General features: G+C 64.2%; 17 protein-coding genes and 2 pseudogenes. 13 read left to right on the top strand and 6 right to left on the bottom strand.

The window, feature by feature from the left end:
* From NKJ20_RS00730 to NKJ20_RS00745, 4 genes are all read left to right on the top strand, one after another.
* A complete protein-coding gene (locus tag NKJ20_RS00730; RefSeq protein WP_352742237.1) occupies positions 1-2,265 on the top strand; it encodes a xanthine dehydrogenase family protein molybdopterin-binding subunit in 2,265 nt (754 codons plus the stop codon).
* Entirely contained in the window at positions 2,265-2,510 is a 246-nt protein-coding gene (locus NKJ20_RS00735) for a MoaD/ThiS family protein (RefSeq protein ID WP_023675441.1), read from the top strand. The genes NKJ20_RS00730 and NKJ20_RS00735 overlap by 1 nt, the downstream gene beginning before the upstream one ends.
* A gap of 318 nt (positions 2,511-2,828) precedes the next feature.
* A complete protein-coding gene (locus tag NKJ20_RS00740; RefSeq protein WP_352742011.1) occupies positions 2,829-3,737 on the top strand; it encodes a tyrosine-type recombinase/integrase in 909 nt (302 codons plus the stop codon).
* Positions 3,738-3,740: 3 nt separating this feature from the next.
* A complete protein-coding gene (locus NKJ20_RS00745) occupies positions 3,741-4,934 on the top strand; it encodes an IS91 family transposase (protein WP_352742013.1) in 1,194 nt (397 codons plus the stop codon).
* A 394-nt stretch (positions 4,935-5,328) separates the two neighbouring features.
* Here the strand turns inward: NKJ20_RS00745 and NKJ20_RS00750 are convergent, their stop codons facing one another.
* Positions 5,329-6,222, bottom strand: a complete 894-nt coding sequence (locus tag NKJ20_RS00750; protein ID WP_352742015.1) for a LysR family transcriptional regulator — start codon at positions 6,220-6,222, stop codon at positions 5,329-5,331.
* Positions 6,223-6,372: 150 nt separating this feature from the next.
* Between NKJ20_RS00750 and NKJ20_RS00755 the strand changes: the two genes are divergently transcribed.
* Genes NKJ20_RS00755 through NKJ20_RS00785 form a run of 7 tightly spaced genes read left to right on the top strand, consistent with a single transcriptional unit; the run spans position 6,373 to position 11,309 of the window.
* Positions 6,373-7,563 (top strand): MFS transporter, encoded by a 1,191-nt coding sequence (locus tag NKJ20_RS00755; RefSeq protein ID WP_352742017.1) that lies wholly within the window; start codon positions 6,373-6,375, stop codon positions 7,561-7,563.
* Positions 7,564-7,571: 8 nt separating this feature from the next.
* A complete protein-coding gene (locus NKJ20_RS00760; RefSeq protein WP_352742239.1) occupies positions 7,572-8,030 on the top strand; it encodes a cyclophilin-like fold protein in 459 nt (152 codons plus the stop codon).
* A gap of 12 nt (positions 8,031-8,042) precedes the next feature.
* Positions 8,043-8,438 (top strand): (R)-mandelonitrile lyase, encoded by a 396-nt coding sequence (locus NKJ20_RS00765; RefSeq protein WP_352742019.1) that lies wholly within the window; start codon positions 8,043-8,045, stop codon positions 8,436-8,438.
* A 26-nt stretch (positions 8,439-8,464) separates the two neighbouring features.
* Complete coding sequence (locus NKJ20_RS00770) at positions 8,465-9,481, top strand: zinc-dependent alcohol dehydrogenase family protein (protein ID WP_023675436.1); 1,017 nt, start codon at positions 8,465-8,467, stop codon at positions 9,479-9,481.
* A 58-nt stretch (positions 9,482-9,539) separates the two neighbouring features.
* Complete coding sequence (locus NKJ20_RS00775; protein WP_352742021.1) at positions 9,540-10,043, top strand: hypothetical protein; 504 nt, start codon at positions 9,540-9,542, stop codon at positions 10,041-10,043.
* Positions 10,013-11,143 (top strand): arabinose transporter, encoded by a 1,131-nt coding sequence (locus tag NKJ20_RS00780; protein WP_352742023.1) that lies wholly within the window; start codon positions 10,013-10,015, stop codon positions 11,141-11,143. Before NKJ20_RS00775 ends, NKJ20_RS00780 begins: the two co-directional genes overlap by 31 nt.
* A 22-nt stretch (positions 11,144-11,165) precedes the next feature.
* Positions 11,166-11,309, top strand: coding sequence for a hypothetical protein (locus NKJ20_RS00785; RefSeq protein WP_352742025.1), 144 nt, complete (start codon positions 11,166-11,168; stop codon positions 11,307-11,309).
* Positions 11,310-11,399: 90 nt separating this feature from the next.
* Here the strand turns inward: NKJ20_RS00785 and NKJ20_RS00790 are convergent, their stop codons facing one another.
* Both NKJ20_RS00790 and NKJ20_RS00795 read right to left on the bottom strand, forming a co-directional pair.
* Entirely contained in the window at positions 11,400-11,798 is a 399-nt protein-coding gene (locus NKJ20_RS00790) for a GFA family protein (protein WP_352742027.1), read from the bottom strand.
* 237 nt (positions 11,799-12,035) lie between these two features.
* Entirely contained in the window at positions 12,036-12,488 is a 453-nt protein-coding gene (locus NKJ20_RS00795; protein WP_352698605.1) for an Lrp/AsnC family transcriptional regulator, read from the bottom strand.
* A 655-nt stretch (positions 12,489-13,143) separates the two neighbouring features.
* Here NKJ20_RS00795 and NKJ20_RS34120 point away from each other — a divergent pair.
* Positions 13,144-13,416: pseudogene (locus NKJ20_RS34120) on the top strand (nucleoside recognition domain-containing protein); the annotation flags it as partial.
* Between the two features lie 256 nt (positions 13,417-13,672).
* Here NKJ20_RS34120 and NKJ20_RS00805 read toward each other — a convergent pair.
* Positions 13,673-13,873: pseudogene (locus NKJ20_RS00805) on the bottom strand (chloride channel protein); the annotation flags it as partial.
* A gap of 203 nt (positions 13,874-14,076) precedes the next feature.
* Here NKJ20_RS00805 and NKJ20_RS00810 point away from each other — a divergent pair.
* Complete coding sequence (locus NKJ20_RS00810; RefSeq protein ID WP_352448193.1) at positions 14,077-14,361, top strand: SCP2 sterol-binding domain-containing protein; 285 nt, start codon at positions 14,077-14,079, stop codon at positions 14,359-14,361.
* 60 nt (positions 14,362-14,421) lie between these two features.
* On the opposite strand, the gene NKJ20_RS00815 is transcribed toward NKJ20_RS00810, so the two are convergent.
* Together NKJ20_RS00815 and odc2 are read right to left on the bottom strand one after the other, a co-directional pair.
* The gene (locus NKJ20_RS00815; protein WP_352742240.1) at positions 14,422-15,024 is read right to left on the bottom strand and encodes a GNAT family N-acetyltransferase; all 603 of its coding nucleotides are present in this window, start codon (positions 15,022-15,024) and stop codon (positions 14,422-14,424) included.
* Positions 15,025-15,233: 209 nt separating this feature from the next.
* Positions 15,234-16,367, bottom strand: coding sequence for an ornithine/lysine decarboxylase (gene odc2 / locus NKJ20_RS00820; protein WP_352742029.1), 1,134 nt, complete (start codon positions 16,365-16,367; stop codon positions 15,234-15,236).
* Positions 16,368-16,694: the final 327 nt, after the last annotated feature.

Raw genomic sequence — 16,694 nt, forward strand, 5'->3', positions numbered from 1 at the left:
ATGAATTTCGATCCGCGTTACTCCGGACGCAATTTCACCTCTGTCGGCACGCGTCCCATCCGTCCCGACGGCGTCGACAAGGTGACGGGCCGCGCACGCTATGGCGCCGACTTCAACATGGCCGGGCAACTGGTCGGGCGCGTTCTCAGAAGCCCCCATGCGCATGCCACGATCAGGAAGATCGACACGTCGAAGGCGGAGAAGCTCGCCGGCGTCAAGGCCGTGATCACCGCGGCCGACCTGCCCGACCTCACCGACGGCGATGCCGCCATGTACGACATCCTCGACAACTGCATGGCGCGCAAGAAAGCGCTCTATGACGGCCATGCCGTGGCCGCGGTGGCTGCGGTCGATGCCCGCACGGCGAGGCAGGCACTGAAGCTGATCGAGGTCGACTACGAGGTGCTGCCGCATGTCACCGACGTCGACGAGGCGATGAAGCACTCCGCACCTCTGGTCAACGACGCCATCTTCACCGAGGGCCTCGAGCAAAAGGCCGTCAAGCCGTCCAACGTCACCAAGCGCACCCAGTATGGCCATGGCGACATCCATGAAGGTTTCGGCCAGGCCGATTTCGTCGTCGAACGCTCCTTCAAGACCGAGCAGACGCACCAGGGGTATATCGAGCCGCATGCCTGCGTGGCCAATGTCAGCTCCGACGGCACCGCCGACCTGTGGGTCTGTACGCAAGGCCATTTTGTCTACCGCCAGCACTGCGCCCAACTGCTTGGCATGGAAGCCTCGAAGCTGCGCGTCACCTCCTCGGAGATCGGCGGCGGTTTCGGCGGCAAGACCCATGTCTGGGCCGAGCCGGTGGCACTGGCGCTGTCACGCAAGGCCGGGCGGCCGGTCAAGCTGGTCATGACGCGCGACGAGGTGTTCCGCGCCTCCGGCCCGACCAGCGCCACCTCGATCGATGTTCGGATCGGCGCCCGCAAGGACGGCACGATCACGGCGGCCGAGGCGACGCTGCGCTATAGCTGCGGCCCCTATGCCGGCACGTGGGCCGAGATCGGCGCCATGACCGCCTTTGCCTGCTACAAGCTCGAGAACGTCAGGACGGTCGGCTACGAAGTGCTGGTCAACCGGCCCAAGACCGCGGCCTATCGCGCGCCGTCGGCTCCAATGGCGGCGTTTGCGGTGGAAAGTGCGGTCGATGAGCTGGCCAAGGAGATCGGCATGGACCCGGTCGAGTTCCGGATCAGGAACGCGGCGCAGGAAGGCACCAGATCGTCCTATGGACCGGTATACGGCCCGATCGGCATCGGGCCGACGCTGGAGGCGGTGAAGAACCATCCGCACATGAAGGCGCCGCTCGGCAAGAACCAGGGCCGCGGAATGGCCTGCGGCTTCTGGTTCAATTTCGGTGGCCAGACCTGCACCGACCTCAACATCGGCATGGACGGCTCGGTCTCCCTTGCCGTCGGCACTGTCGATGTGGGTGGTTCCCGCGCGTCGCTGTCGCTGGTCGCGGCGGAGGAGCTCGGCATCCCCTATGAGCAAATCAAGGCGGTGGTCGCCGATACCTCCAGCCTCGGCTACAACGATATGACGGACGGCAGCCGCGGCACCTTCTCCTCCTCCATGGCGACGATCTCGGCCGCTCGCAACGCCATCAAGGTGTTGCGGGAACGCGCCGCACAGATGTGGGACATTCCCGTCGACGACGTGGTCTGGGAAAAAGGTCACGCGATTGCCAAGGGCGAGAAATACGGCAACCTTGCAGCATTGTCGCTGAAGGAGATCGCAGCCGCGTCAGGGAAGACGGGGGGACCGATCGCAGGCCACAGTGAGCTCGTCGCCGACGGCGCCGGCGTCTCCTTCGCCACCCATATCTGCGATATCGAGGTGGATCCCGAGACAGGCTCCACCAGGGTGCTGCGCTACACCGTCGTTCAGGACGCCGGCAAGGCGGTGCATCCGACCTATGTCGAGGGGCAGTACCAGGGCGGTGCCGCACAAGGCATCGGCTGGGCGCTCAACGAGGAGTATATCTACGGCAAGGACGGGCGGCTGCAGAACCCTGGCTTCCTGGATTACCGGATCCCGGTCTGCTCGGACCTGCCGATGATCGACACACAGATTCTCGAGATCCCCAATCCTAACCATCCTTACGGGGTGCGCGGCGTCGGCGAGACCTCGATCGTGCCGCCGCTGGCGGCGATCGCCAATGCGGTGTCAAACGCCGCGGGCGTGCGCATGACGCATATTCCGATGTCGCCGCCGCGCATCCTGGCGGCGCTCGAGGCGGAACGGGGAGGCTGATGGTCGAAGTAACGCTCTGGGGGTCGCTCGGCGCGATCGCCGGAGGCAAGAGCAAGGTCGAAATCGAGGCGAAGGACATAAGGGAGCTGTTCAGGAAACTGGCTGAACAGTATCCCGGCCTCGAGCCGTACATCGATCGCGGCATCGCCGTCGCCATCGACGGGACGATCTATCGCGATACCTGGTCGAAGGAACTGCCGGAAGGCGCGGAGATTTTCCTGCTGCCGCGTCTTGCCGGGGGATAACTGGACAACCCTGTCCTGCCCTGTCCTATCCGATGACGACCAAGACATGGCCTGGGCTCGAGAAAAACCTCGGCTATCCACGAGAATTCTTGGCCAGTTCAGCCTGCGAGTTTGGCTCCTTTTCGATGACTGCTTCTGTGTCAATCACAGACATAGAGGCGAGCGAGCTACACGTCTGCTTTGAGGCGGTGAACGAACCCGCTGCGCGGGAGGGCGCCTGCGGCTGAGGTAGGGGGCACAGGCCGAGCATCGCGCCTGCATTGAGCGTCGCACGGCAGCGGCAGAGCATGACGGGCTTCTTCAATAAGGAGCCCGACCATGCAGCACTCCCATCTCGACACACTCGTCAGCCCGCTGCGCCAGCGGTTGATCGACGACATGAACCTGCGGCGTTTCTCACGCGAGACGCAGCGCAACTACCTCCGCGACATCGGACGCCTGGCGACATTCCTCGGGCGCTCACCGGACACGACGACCGCCGACGACCTGCGCCGGTTCCAGATCGAGCAGCAGGAGGACGGCGTCCCCGTGCCGACGATGAACAGCATCGTGTCGGCACTGCGCTTCTTCTTCACCCACACGCTCGACCGCCCGGATCTGGCGCGCAGGCTTGTCCGGCTGGCGCATCCGCGCAACCTGCCCGTGGTGCTCAGCCGCGACGAGGTGGCCCGGCTGCTCAACGCCACCACGTGTCTCAAGCACCAGGCCGCATTGTCAGTCGCCTATGGCGCGGGCCTGCGCGTCGCCGAGGTGTCGATGCTGAAGGTTGCCGACGTCGACAGTGAGCGCATGCTGCTGCGTGTCGAACGCGGCAAGGGCGGGCGCTATCGCAACGCGATGCTCTCGGAGGACCTGCTGACGCTTCTGCGTGAGTGGTGGAAGGTCGGGCGGCGGCAGGGCGTGATGCACCGCGACGGCTGGCTGTTCCCCGGGCAGCACGCGATGAAGCCGATCAGCACCCGGCAGCTCTATCGGATCGTCGTCGAGGCGGCCCGGGCCCCCGACATTGCAAAACGGGTCGGGCCGCACACGCTGCGTCACAGCTTCGCGACCCACCTGCTAGAGGACGGCACCGACATCCGGATTATCCAGGTCCTCCTCGGGCACGCCAAGCTGAACAACACGGCCCTCTACGCCAAGGTCGCGACCCGGACGGTTCGCACGGTCACGAGCCCGCTCGACAAGCTCGGCCTGTTCAGGCCAGCAGAGATCTCGCCGGACGGCTGAGCCGTGCGCGCTTCCATCGAGGTCGCCGACATCTTCCGCGCAGCCGGGTCTGCGTATCGGGCCGCCCAGACAGGTCACCTGAGCCTTCTTCAGCTCAAGGTCATGTCGGCGATCGAGAACTGCCGCACCGCAGCGCTCGGCGGTCACGTTGAGGCCTGCAAGGACTGCGGCCAATGGCGCATCGCCTACAACTCCTGCCGCAACCGGCACTGCCCGAAGTGCCAGGGCAAGGCGGCGCGGACATGGCTTGCCGAGCGCGAGGCCGACCTGCTGCCGGTCGGCTACTTCCACGTCGTGTTCACGCTGCCCGCTGAGGTCGCCGACATCGGGTTCCACAACAAGGCCCTCGTCTACGACCTTCTGTTCAAGGCGGCGTCGGAGACGATGCTGACGATCGCAGCCGATCCAAAACACCTCGGCGCGCGCATCGGCATCACCGCCGTGCTCCACACCTGGGGATCGGCGATGACCCACCATCCGCACGTGCACATGATCGTGCCGGGCGGCGGCATCGCACTGGGCGGAAGCCGATGGGTCTCCTCGCGGCCGGCCTTCCTGCTCCCGGTGCGCGTGCTCGGCAAACTGTTCCGACGGCTCTTCCTCGCCCGGCTGGTCGCTCTGCACGACGCCGGGCGGCTCGCCTTCTTCGGATCGCTGGTGCACCTGTCCGATCGACGCGCATTCCTGCACCACCTTGCTCCTGTTCGGAAGAAGTGTTGGGTGGTCTACGCCAAGGCGCCGTTCGCCGGGCCGGAGGCGGTGCTCGCCTATCTGTCGCGCTACACCCACCGCGTGGCAATCTCGAACCGCCGCCTGATCGGCTTCGATGAGGCCGGCGTCACCTTCCGCTACAAGGACTACCGTCGCGACGGCGCTGACATGCAGCAGGTAATGACGCTTGCTGCCGAGGAGTTCATCCGCCGCTTCCTGCTCCATGTGCTGCCGCGCGGCTTCCATCGCATTCGGCACTACGGCTTGCTCGCCGGCTCTGCCCGCAAGGCCAGCCTCGCGCTCGCCCGCCAACTCCTAAATGTCGCCGCGCCGCCCGATGACGACACACCGGGCGAACCGGACGACTTCCGCCCGCCATGCCCCTGCTGCGGCGGACGCATGATCATCATCGAGACGTTCGAACGGTGGAGACAGCCACGCGGACCGCCCGCCTCAAGAGCGCCGAACCGGGAGACCGCCCCATGATCCGGCATGACATCATCCAGATTCAGGCCTCAGGCATCCAGCCTCCGGCAACGGACCCACGCGTGTCCATGGTGACTATCGCAACCGACGGAGTCGCGACGAGCCACGTGCACGGCCGGCTAAACCGCGCGGAGGCACAACGAAGCGGCCTGTCCGCATCCACCCCCGCGCTTCCCAGCGGCGGTTGAGTTATCGCCGACATCGGCCGCAATTCGAAATCCCCATAGCCGTCGACTGTGGCCCGCGGGTTCCTTTCGTGAAGAGTTTCGTACGCCTGCCGGCGCCCGAAACTCTTCACGAAAGCAGCCGCCCGCAGCGTAGAAGTCAAATGGCTTGGGTCAGAACCTACCATTTACCAATGTCAGCTTCATGATCCATAGGCGCAGTCTTGGGGTCAGATGCGATGGCGGAGCGCCTCAACGATCACCGCCATCGCAGGCGAGAGCTGTCGCCTGCTCGGGTAGTAGAGGTGATAGCCCGCAAATGGCGGACTCCAGTCGTCAAGCACGAGCCTAAGGCATCCCTTGGCGATGTGGTGGCTGACGAGGTTTTCCGGGACATAGGCGATTCCGAAACCGCTTATCGCAGCCTCGATCATGGGAATGGACGAATTGAAGGTGAGTTGGCCTTCCACCCGCACACGAAGGTCGCGGCCATCCCTGGCGAATTCCCAGGCATATAATCCGCCGAACGTCGCCTGCCGCATATTAATGCAGTCATGATCGACCAGATCCTGCGGTGCGGTCGGAACCGGATGGCGGGAAAAGTACTCCGGCGAAGCCACGGCCACGAGCCTCCAATCCGGCCCGATGCGCACTGCTATCATATCCCTGTCGATGCTCTCACCAAGCCGCACGCCTGCATCGAAACGCTCCTCCACAATGTTCTTCATGCCGTTGTCGCTGTAGAGCTCGACGCACACGTCAGGATAGTCGCTGAGCAAGGGCTGCAGCTTCGGCCAGACGGTCGTCTGGAGCGCATGGTCGGACAGCGTGATGCGGACCGTTCCAGAGGGCTTGTCGCGAAAGGCCACCAGGCTTGCAAGGTCGGCTTCGATTTCCTCGAAGCGGGGAACAAGAGATTGGAAAAGTCGCTCGCCGGCCTCGGTCGGAGCGACGCTCCGCGTCGTACGTGTCAGCAGGCGGACGCCAAGACGACCTTCAAGCTCCTTGATTGTCGAGCTCAGGGTCGACTGCGAGGTTCCGAGCTTGGCCGCCGCCTTGGTGAAGCTGCGCTCCCGGGCGACCGCCACGAACCAGAGCAGATCCTTCATCCCATCGCGCTGCATAGGGCACCTCCCGTCGGACATTTATATCATGAGCAGATAAGTCCATGCGAATTACTTAGTCTAATAGAATGGGTTCCTCTGCAATATCTTCTGGCATCGCGACGGGGATTGGCGGCTGATCCGCCCGGTCGCCTAGCAAGGATGCCAATTATGGAAACGACCTACGACACAAGGCTTGTCGAAGACCGCGCCGCATGGGGCGCGGTGCTGTCGATGGCTCTGTGTGTTTCCGTGCTCATCGCATCGGAATTCATGCCGGTCAGCCTGCTGTCGCCGCTCGCGGCCGATCTCGGCATCACCGCGGGCCGCACGGGACAGGCGATCTCGATTTCGGGCGCTTTCGCCGTCGTGACCAGCCTGCTGGTCGCCGGCCTCACGCGCCGGATCGACCGCCGACTGGTCGTGACCGGCTTCACCCTTCTCCTGATCGTGTCCGGGCTCGCTGTCACCTTCGCGCCGAACTACGCGTTCCTCATGGTCGGCCGGGCGCTGCTCGGCATCGCGATCGGCGGGTTCTGGTCGATGTCGACCGCGATCGTCATGCGCCTCGTGCCGCAAGACATGGTTCCGAAGGGTCTCGCCATGCTAAACGCTGGCAATGCCATTGCGGCCACCATCGCCGCGCCGCTGGGCAGTTTTCTTGGCGCCTATGTCGGCTGGCGCGGCGCTTTCTTCCTCGTCGTGCCGCTTGGGCTCCTGGCGCTGGTCTGGCAGTGGACTAGCCTGCCGGCGCTGCCCCCGCGCCGGAGGAAGCGTCCAGGCAATCCGCTGGCGCTCCTCGGCCGTCTTCCTGTCGCCACCGGCATGGCGTCGATCATGATGCTGTTCATGGGCCAGTTCGCGCTCTTCACCTATCTGCGGCCCTTCCTCGAGAGCGTCACTAGGCTCGACATCGCCGCGCTTTCGGCGATCCTGCTGGCGATGGGGCTGGCCGGGGTGCTCGGCACCCTCTGCATAGGCCGGCTTTTGCGCACGCGCCTGTTTAGCATCCTCGTCGTCATCCCGCTGGTCATGGCCGCGTTGGCCGTAGCGCTCATCGCCTTCGGTACGCTGCCGATTCCTACAGCGCCGCTGCTCGTTGCCTGGGGCTTCTTCGGCACGGCCGCGCCCGTTGGCTGGGGCACCTGGCTCTGCCGCACGTTGCCGGACGACGCGGAGGCCGGCGGCGGGTTGCAGGTAGCCGTCATCCAGCTCGCCATCACCGGCGGCGCCGCCATCGGCGGCACGCTCTTCGATACGGTCGGCTGGTGGGGTGCATTCACTTTCGGCGCGGTGCTGCTCTGTGGATCGGCGCTCGCCGCCTTTGCAGCATCGCATTTGGCCCGGAGGTCGCAGCCATGACGGCAGCCATGACGATCGACCGTCCGGACCTCAGCCGCCGCGCGTTGCTCGGCGGCGCGCTCGCGGCAACGGTCCTGCCGCGGGCCGCCCGCAGCCAGCAGGGCAGCCAGGAGCCCACCGACATGAAGATCAAGATGATTTTCAATGGCCGGACCATGACCGCCACGCTCTACGACAATCCGTCGGCGCGCGACTTCTTCACCATGCTGCCGCTCAATCTCACCATCGACGACTACGCGCATAACGAGAAGATTGCCTATCTGCCGCGCAAGCTGACCGAGGAGGGCAGCGGCCCGTTCGGCAACGAGCGGCCATACGACCTTTGCTACTTCATGCCCTGGGGCAATCTCGCCATGTTCTACACCGACTACCGCCATCCCGGGCTGATCAGGCTCGGCCGCTTCGACGCGGCCGAAGAGGCCCTACGCGTAAGCGGCAAGTTCCCGCTTCGCATCGAACGCATCTGACAGGAGATCACCATGGATATTCTTCGCGCAGGCACCAGGCCGTCTGGCAAGGGGCCTTCCGACTGGTTCACCGGCACGGTCCGGATCGATCCGCTGTTCAACCCGTTCGACGCCGCGCGCGTGCAGGGCGCGCAGGTGACGTTCGAGCCGGGCGCCCGCACCGCCTGGCACACGCATCCGCTTGGACAGACGTTGATCGTCGTCTCCGGCCTCGGCCTCGTTCAGAGCGAGGGCGGGCCGGTCGAGGAGGTCCGTCTCGGTGACGTTGTCTGGTTCGCACCCGGCGAGAAGCATTGGCACGGTGCCTCACCCGAGACGGCCATGATCCACATTGCCCTCCAGGAGGTCAAAGACGGCAAGGTGGTGGACTGGCTGGAACACGTCAGCGACGCCGACTACGGCGCCTGACATCGATTGAACGAAAGGAAAGCAAAATGCTCGCAACCGTTCTTCATAAGCCCGGCGACATCCGCTGCGAGGAAGTCGAAGACCCAAGGATCCTTCGCCCGACGGATGCTATCATCAAGCTCTCGGCGAGCTGCATCTGCGGCTCGGACCTGTGGCCCTATCGCGGGCTGCAGCCGGTCAACGGCCCGATGCATATGGGCCACGAATATTGTGGCATCGTCGTCGAGGTCGGCGCAGAGGTGCGCACGGTCCGTCCCGGCCAGTTCGTCGTCGGCTCGTTCTGCCTCTCCGACAATACCTGCCCGCATTGCCGCTTCGGCTTCCAGTCGTCCTGTGTGCAGCGCGAGTTCATGTCGGGCGCGCAGGCGCCTTACGCCCGCGTGCCGTTGGCGGATGGCACACTGGTCGCCACCGCCGAGGTGCCGCCGGCCGAACTCATCCCCGACCTGCTGGCTGTGTCCGATGTGCTCGGCACCGGCTGGTATGCGGCCGACGCAGCCGAGGTCCGAGAAGGATCGACGGTGGTGGTGGTCGGCGACGGTGCGGTCGGCCTGATGGGCGTGCTTGCGGCCAAGGAGATGGGCGCCGAGCGCATCATCGCCATGAGCCGGCACGCCAGCCGCCAAAAACTCGCCCGCGAATTCGGCGCGACCGACATCGTCGCTGAGCGCGGCGAGGAAGGTGTGGCCCGGATCAAAGGGCTCACTAAGGACGTCGGCGCGGACTCGGTGCTGGAATGCGTTGGCACGGCGGAATCCTTCGACCAGGCGCTGGCCTGCTCTCGCCCCGGCGGCACCATCGGCTATGTCGGCGTGCCGCATGGCGTGAGCTTCGATGGCCAGAATCTCTTCTTCGGCCAGAAGCGCATGCTGGGCGGCCCCGCGCCGGTGCGCCGCTTCCTGCCCGACCTCATGGACCGTGTGCTCAAGGGCAGGATCAAGCCCGGCAAGGTCTTCGACCTCAAGCTGCCGTTGGCCGAGGTCGCTGAAGGCTACCGCGCCATGGACGAGCGGCGCGCCATCAAGGTCATGCTTTCGGTGTAAGCGAAGATTGGGCGGACGGCCTGTCCGCACCCACAAACCAGAAAAAGGACAACGACATATGACGATGAGATTGAAGATCGCTGCCCTTGCGCTTGCGCTTTCGGTCGCCACGCCGGCTTTCTCCCAAGAGTCCCCGATCATTGGCGCATGGCGCATGAGGTCGCTCGAGGCCGGTGCCGAGGGAAACCTCAAGCCCGTGACATATTCCGGCCAGGTCATCTTCACCGAGGCCGGCACCCTCTCGGTGCAGGCCCAGAACCCCGACGCTAAGGCGCCGGACACGCCTTACACGGCGAATGGCTACGAAGCCTATTACGGGCCGGTCGCCATCAACGACCAGGACAAGACCTTCGTCATCACGATCGAGTCCTCCCTGGTCCGCAACCTTGACGCCGGACAATCCGGCCGAAGGCTGGCGCGTGACCTACGAACGTTACTGATCGGAACAGCCCGGCTGTCAACGTGTTATCGGTGGCCACAATGGCCCGGACTTCTGACCGAAATGGCGCGATGGCGGAACTGGTGCCAATCATGGCGGCTGTCTTCGCCGGCTTCCTCCTGATCGGCTTGGCACTACCCGTCCTGCCGCTGCATCTTCACCAGCAGCTCGGCTTCGGCCCCTTCGCAGTCGGGCTGGTGACGGGTAGCCAGTTCGTCGCCTCGATGCTGTCGCGCATTGGAGCCGGAAATTATGCCGATGGGCGCGGCGGCAAGCGGGCCGTCGTCGTCGGCCTCATTGCCGCTGTCCTGGCGGGGTTCATTTACCTCGGCTCGCTGGCATTGCTCGACCGGCCGGTAGCGTCCGCATCGGCGCTCTTCGCCGGCCGGGCGGTACTGGGCGCGTCTGAGAGCTTCATCATCACAGGCGGCCTCGCCTGGGGCCTCTCCCTTGCGGGCGGACAGAACTCCGGAAAGGTCATAGCCTGGGTGGGCACGGCGATGTTCGCGGCGCTCGCGCTAGGCGCGCCGATCGGATCTGCGCTTTACGCGACGAGCGGCTTCGCCGCGATCGCACTCGCGACGGTCGGCCTGCCACTTGCGACGCTGCTTGCCATCCTGCCTATGCGTGGCACCAGCCTCGCCGCGAGCGCCGCGCGACAGTCATGGACGAGCGTGGCGCAAGCGGTCTGGCTTCCCGGCGTCGGAGCTGCTTTCAGCAGCCTTGGCTATGGCGCAATCCTGTCCTTTGGCGCGCTGCTCTTTGCCGAACGCGGCTGGCAGCCGGTCTGGCTTCCCTTCACCGCTTATGCCGCGTCGCTGATCGCGGCAAGGCTGTGCTTCGGCCACCTGCCTGACAGGTTAGGGGGCGCGCGCGTCGCCGTGATCTTCGTGGCGGTCGAGGCTGCAGGGCTGATGCTGATCTGGCTTGCGCCCGGGCCCGTTCTCGCCGCCATCGGAGCGGGCCTGACTGGCCTCGGCTACTCGCTGGTCTATCCCGGTTTCGGTGCCGAGGCCGTAAGCCATCTTCCACCACGCAGCCGCGGCCTGGCCATGGGACTCTACACCGTCTTCCTCGACGTGGCGCTCGGCTTCGGCAGTCCGGCGCTCGGCTTGGTCGCTGGGTCGGCCGGGCTGCAATTCGTCTTCTTCGCCGTCGCGACGGCGACGCTTCCGGCGTTGGGCATCGCTCTGCTGCTGGGTCGCCGTAACGCTCCACTATAGAGCCGGATAGTCTGGGCTCGAGATGTCGCGCAACTACGATCGCTCCCGCCCCGCCCACGACCTTTTCGCCTCCGACATTATTGGCTTTGATCCAGCACTCGGCGATCAGCAGATCATCGCCTACCTGCTGCCGCTCAAGCAGGTCGAGAGCAGCCGCGATCGATAATGTTCGACCGCCGTTTGGATGGACGGAGGCATCATCTCGCTTCCGGATGCTGTCCGCAGCTTCCACCGTTTGTCTCGATGCGAGCAGATCCTAGTCTTTCGTATAGTCAGGCCCAAAACGAGTCGGCAGGTTGTCGGCGAATTTCAACCAAGGGAGCTTCTCCTCAAAAGCGACATGCAGCGTAGGTGCAAATTTTTCTGGCTCCTCCATCGCTGCCGCAAAAAAATGCATGACATCAGACATATTCTTTGAGCGGAAGGACAGCGGCGTGCCACAGTGATCGCAAAATGTTCTTTCCACACCGGGAGAAGAGTTGAATACCTTCGGTAGCTTGCCCAGCCATCGCCATTGGCCGTTCAAGACGCCAATATAGGAGGTCATCGGCGCAGAACATTGCCGCCGACAACTTTCACAATGACAGACCACGCAGGCCTGTGCCGGGCCATCGACTTCAAAGGCAATAGCGCCACATAAGCAATGACCACGCATGCAAATTCTCCTTGAGCCAACAAGGACAGCTTCATGCCTGGGCGTGAGGGAGGCGCCATGAAATGCGTCGAGCTGGCGCCCAATTCCGACATTCGGCGCTGGCGATTGTCCTCGCGTGCGCGAGGCGTTGCCTCCAAGCTGCCTGCACTACCCCCTTTCGGCATATTGAAATGTTCGTAGAGTTTCTCCGCCGGGCCGCTGAATTCACGGCCTGGCAGGTCTATCGCAACCCGAACACTACAGTGGAATTGCGGTCACTTCTTTGGCCGTTCGGATCACGAACATCGTGTGGTATCGCGCGACGTTGCTTCGGTCTCGGAACAGTCGCTCGCACAGCGCATCGAACTCTTCCATATCCGTCAGGCGGAGCATGAGGACGGCGTCGGTTTCGCCGCTCACACTGTAGGCCTGAGTGACGGCCGGTTCCTGAGCGGCCAACTCGAGAAAGTCCCGCATAAACTGCTCGCCATGACGCTCCAGTTCGACGGCGACGATCGCCTTCAAGCCCCGGCCAGCCTTTGCCGGTGCGAGAAGCGCGACAACGCGGCTGATGACACCGCTCTTCTTCAGTCGTCGTATGCGGCGCAGGCAGCTCGAAGGGGAAAGCCCGACTAATCCCGCCAGTTTGGCGTTAGTTCGTGAGGCATCATCCTGGAGCAGGTTGAGAAGCCTTCTGTCGATCTTGTCCATGTCGGTCGCGCTCATCGTCGGTGCGTTGCAATTTTATTGCACAGAATCGCCAACTTTGACCACAAATGCGAAGCGTCTCACGCTACTCAGATGGCTCCAGGGATGATGGAGCAGCATGATGGCAATTTGCGTCGCCTTCTATCGCAAGACATTGGAGACGCTTGAAATCTATTGGGAACTGGTTCGCGTGATCGTTCCGGTTGCGATTGCCACGCGGCTGCTGCAGGACCTTGGCGTCATCCAGGCGATTTCTCCGTTCTTCTCCCCGCTCATGTTGCAGGTGGGGTTGCCACCTGAACTCGCCTTTGCCTGGCTGACGGGATTGCTGGTCGGGATCTGGGGCGCGCTTGTGATCGTATTCACCTTGGTTCCGGTTTCGGCGCTCAGCACTGCCGACATGACGGTTCTTTCGGCTCTCTTGCTGTTTGCACATGCCATTCCGATCGAGCAACGGATCATTCAGAGGGCCGGGCCGAGCTTCCTGGTCACCGCGGCGCTTCGTATTGGCGGGGGTTTGGTCTTTGCTGTCCTTCTGCATCAGATATTCACCGTGACCGGATGGCTGTCAGGACCGGTGAAGCCGGCGTGGATGCCGACGAATGAAAGCACCGACTGGGGCGGCTTTCTCCTGGGTACGCTCAAAACCCTGGGCATCATGCTCGTTGTTCTGCTTGCGCTGAGCTGGGTGATCGAGCTTCTCAAGATGTCGGGCATTTTGGAGTGGATGAACAGAGGGCTTGCACCGCTCTTTCGGCTCGCCGGCATCGAAAAGCAGACGGTACCTTTCGCCGCTGTTGGCCTGTTTCTCGGGATTTCCTATGGCGCAGGACTGCTGATCCGCGAGGCGCGCACGCCTAGCGCGGAGCCGCGTCAGATATTCCTTGCCTGCGTGTTCATGGGTTTTGCCCATAGCCTCATTGAGGATACGTTGGTCGTTGTCACACTTGGCGCCGATGTCACGAGCGTGCTTCTCGGTCGCCTAGCGTTTGCCGTGCTCGCGACCGCCGTGATCGCAAAAGTGATCAAGGCGGTTCCCGACGCTCTTTTCTTCAAGACACTCTTCCACAAGGAGGAAGACAGTCCGCGCAATCGGATTTCGGAGCCGGCGATTAGCGGGCCGTTGACGTGCCCTCCTTACGCAGCAGCCGACATGTGTGTCGCATCGCTATCGGGACAGGACGCGGCTACCCCTCGCCCGACAGATCGCGCCGCGCCTTGTCGAGTTCTTCGGCATAGCGCCGCATCAGGTGGCCTTCGGTCAGCAGACCGACCACCTCGCGGTCGGTGAAATCCTCGACCACCGCCAATTCCTCGGCGCCGGCGCGCTGGAAGGTCTCGGCCGCCGATTGCACGTTCATGCTCGGCACCAGCACCGCATCCCTGAATTTGGCGAAGGACAGCACCGGCAACCATGCCCGCGTGATGCTGCGGCGATAAAGCCCATCTTCACCTCGGGGAACTGCGTTGACGTAAACGTCAACCCGAAGCTATATGCGCCGGCGGCCGTGGCTGTAAAACCAGGCAAGCGGCTTTCGGCCGGATCGAAGCGCCGGCGCGCGACAAACGCAAGCAGACGAGGAGAACCGCCATGAGCGTTCAGGAGATTGCCGACAACATCAGGTCGCGCGTGGCGAGTGCCGGGTTCGATCGCTCGGTGAAATTCGACACCGGCAGCGACGGCGTCATCGTCATCGACGGCGCCGATGTCTCGACCACCGATGCGCCGGCCGATTGCACCATAAAGCTGTCGCTCGACGATCTGGACTCGCTGATATCAGGCGACCTCAACCCGACCATGGCCTTCATGTCCGGCAAGATAAAGGTCGAAGGCGACATGAGCGTCGCCATGGCGCTGAGCCAGCTGATCGGCTGATCCACTCCGGTCAGGGATGAAAACAAGCCGCCGTGCAATGGGCGGCTTGTTTCTGATCCGTCACGCAGCGAGGGGCAGCCTCTGTGCCTTCAGTTTGCGCCCTGCCGCCTTCAGCGTGCCTTGCGCGCCGTCGAGCGCGCCGACGACCAGTTCCCGCGCCAGCAGGCGGTGCCGCTCGTAAGGCCCCGGCATGGCCAGCGAGCCGGTCTTTGCGGCCGAAAACCCGAAGCGCTCGTAATAGGGCGCGTCGCCGACCAGCAGGATCGCCGCATGGCCAAGCCGCTCGGCCTCAGTGACCGCATGGCGCATCAGCGCCGAGCCGATGCCGGCATTTTTCAGCGCCGGGTCGACCGCAAGCGGGCCGAGCAGCAGCGCTGCCTTGCCGCCCTCGCCCAGCACCACGTCCCACAGCCGCACCGTGCCGGCAACAGTGCCCGACGCGTCGCGCGCGACAAAGGCCAGGCCCTCGGAAGGCCGGCGGCCGCGCCGTAGCTTTTCCGACGACTTCTTCCGGCGCTTCGGCCCCATGGCGCGATCGAGCAAAGCCTCGCGCGCCGGGACGTCGGCGGCGGTTTCGGCGACGACCGCAATCTCCCCCCTCGAGGGGGAGATGTCGCCGAAGGCGACAGAGGGGGTTGTCGCGCGTGAAGCGCCGGCCTCCATCTCCGGCAGGAGGCCGAGTCCAGTCGAACCGACCCCCTCTGGCCGCCTCGCGGCCATCTCCCCCTCGAGGGGGGAGATTCCCACGCCTTCAACGATGAGATCTGCAATGTTCATTTCCGCGATCCTTCACAAGCGGATTGTTCCACAGGCGAGCCCGGGGCGGGCGACAGGCGCCCACCGGGGATGATCTGAGCAACTCTTGCGAGCCCTCAGATCACGTAGGATCGGAGAGGCTCGAAGCCGTTGAAGGCGACCGAGGCGTAGGTCGTCGTGTAGGCGCCGGTGCCCTCGATCAGCACCTCGTCGCCGATGGTCAGCGACAAGGGCAGCGGGTACGGCGTCTTTTCGTACATCACGTCGGCCGAATCGCAGGTCGGTCCGGCGAGCACGCAAGGCGCGGTCTCGCTGCCGTCATGCGCGGTGACGATCGGATAGCGGATCGCCTCGTCCATCGTCTCGGCGAGACCGCCGAACTTGCCGATGTCGAGGAACACCCAGCGCACATTGTCGTTATCGGCCTTCTTCGAGATCAGCACGACCTCCGACTTGATCACCCCGGCATTGCCGACCATGCCGCGGCCCGGCTCGATAATCGTCTCTGGGATGGCGTTGCCGAAATGCTTCCTGAGCGCCGAGAAGATCGCCTGGCCGTAGGCCTGCGCCACCGGCACATCCCTGAGATAGCGGGTCGGGAAGCCGCCGCCCATATTGACCATCTTCAGCACGATGCCTTCGTCGGCCAGCGTCGCGAACACCTTCTTGGCGTCGGCCAGCGCACGGTCCCAGGCGGTCAGGTCGGTCTGCTGCGAGCCGACATGGAACGACACGCCATGGGCGTCGAGGCCGAGCGCCCTGGCATGGCGCAGCACGTCGACCGCCATCGCCGGCACACAGCCGAACTTGCGCGACAGCGGCCATTCGGCGCCCTCGCCGTCGGTCAGGACGCGGCAGAACACACGGGTGCCGGGAGCGACGCGAGCGATCTTCTCGACTTCTTCGACGCAGTCCACCGCAAACAGCTTGATGCCGAGTTGGTAGGCGCGCTGGATGTCGCGCTCCTTCTTGATGGTGTTGCCGAAGGAGATGCGGTCCGCCGGCGCACCGGCGTCCATCGCCATCTCGACTTCGGCAACGGAAGCGGTGTCGAAGGACGAGCCCATCGCAGCAAGCAGGCGCAGGATTTCCGGCGCCGGATTTGCTTTCACCGCATAGTAGATCTTGGAATCGGGAAGCGCCTTCTCGAAGGCGCGGAAATTGTCACGCACGACATCGAGGTCGACGACTAGGCACGGGCCGTTCGGACGTCGGGTGGCGAGAAAGTCAAGGATGCGCTGGGTAGCCATCGGGTCTCTCCATCAGCGCCTTTCGGCGCGCACAAAGGCTTGCGGACGCGGGCTCTCGGCCTCGCGAACACGCGGTGGACAAAGGCGGGACGGAAATCCATGGAACCAGCCGGTGGAGACCCCGGAACCATGAAGCGCCGTCTCGCGGCGGTGAACCTTGGCCTTGCCCGGCCTCGGTTCGCTTTGTCTGCCTTGGCTTGGATGGGAGACCCGTCCGCACTGCCGGCAATGAAGGTGTGCCTCTTCAGTAACCCCGGTCTTTGGACGACCGGCAGAACACCAGAAAGGCCCGCACCGTCGTTGCTTCAAGGTGTCCTCGGTTGGCGG

Origin of the sequence: Mesorhizobium sp. M0185 (assembly GCF_040322175.1) — a bacterium.
GTDB lineage: Bacteria > Pseudomonadota > Alphaproteobacteria > Rhizobiales > Rhizobiaceae > Mesorhizobium.

Bases quoted from the DNA above. Each gene is read 5' to 3' on its own strand.
- NKJ20_RS00730 (WP_352742237.1), top strand. From the start codon at position 1: ATGAATTTCGATCCGCGTTACTCCGGACGCAATTTCACCTCTGTCGGC.
- NKJ20_RS00735 (WP_023675441.1), top strand. From the start codon at position 2,265: ATGGTCGAAGTAACGCTCTGGGGGTCGCTCGGCGCGATCGCCGGAGGC.
- NKJ20_RS00740 (WP_352742011.1), top strand. From the start codon at position 2,829: ATGCAGCACTCCCATCTCGACACACTCGTCAGCCCGCTGCGCCAGCGG.
- NKJ20_RS00750 (WP_352742015.1), bottom strand. From the start codon at position 6,222: ATGCAGCGCGATGGGATGAAGGATCTGCTCTGGTTCGTGGCGGTCGCC.
- NKJ20_RS00755 (WP_352742017.1), top strand. From the start codon at position 6,373: ATGGAAACGACCTACGACACAAGGCTTGTCGAAGACCGCGCCGCATGG.
- NKJ20_RS00760 (WP_352742239.1), top strand. From the start codon at position 7,572: ATGACGATCGACCGTCCGGACCTCAGCCGCCGCGCGTTGCTCGGCGGC.
- NKJ20_RS00765 (WP_352742019.1), top strand. From the start codon at position 8,043: ATGGATATTCTTCGCGCAGGCACCAGGCCGTCTGGCAAGGGGCCTTCC.
- NKJ20_RS00770 (WP_023675436.1), top strand. From the start codon at position 8,465: ATGCTCGCAACCGTTCTTCATAAGCCCGGCGACATCCGCTGCGAGGAA.
- NKJ20_RS00775 (WP_352742021.1), top strand. From the start codon at position 9,540: ATGACGATGAGATTGAAGATCGCTGCCCTTGCGCTTGCGCTTTCGGTC.
- NKJ20_RS00780 (WP_352742023.1), top strand. From the start codon at position 10,013: ATGGCGGCTGTCTTCGCCGGCTTCCTCCTGATCGGCTTGGCACTACCC.
- NKJ20_RS00785 (WP_352742025.1), top strand. From the start codon at position 11,166: ATGTCGCGCAACTACGATCGCTCCCGCCCCGCCCACGACCTTTTCGCC.
- NKJ20_RS00790 (WP_352742027.1), bottom strand. From the start codon at position 11,798: ATGCGTGGTCATTGCTTATGTGGCGCTATTGCCTTTGAAGTCGATGGC.
- NKJ20_RS00795 (WP_352698605.1), bottom strand. From the start codon at position 12,488: ATGGACAAGATCGACAGAAGGCTTCTCAACCTGCTCCAGGATGATGCC.
- NKJ20_RS00810 (WP_352448193.1), top strand. From the start codon at position 14,077: ATGAGCGTTCAGGAGATTGCCGACAACATCAGGTCGCGCGTGGCGAGT.
- NKJ20_RS00815 (WP_352742240.1), bottom strand. From the start codon at position 15,024: ATGGAGGCCGGCGCTTCACGCGCGACAACCCCCTCTGTCGCCTTCGGC.
- odc2 (WP_352742029.1), bottom strand. From the start codon at position 16,367: ATGGCTACCCAGCGCATCCTTGACTTTCTCGCCACCCGACGTCCGAAC.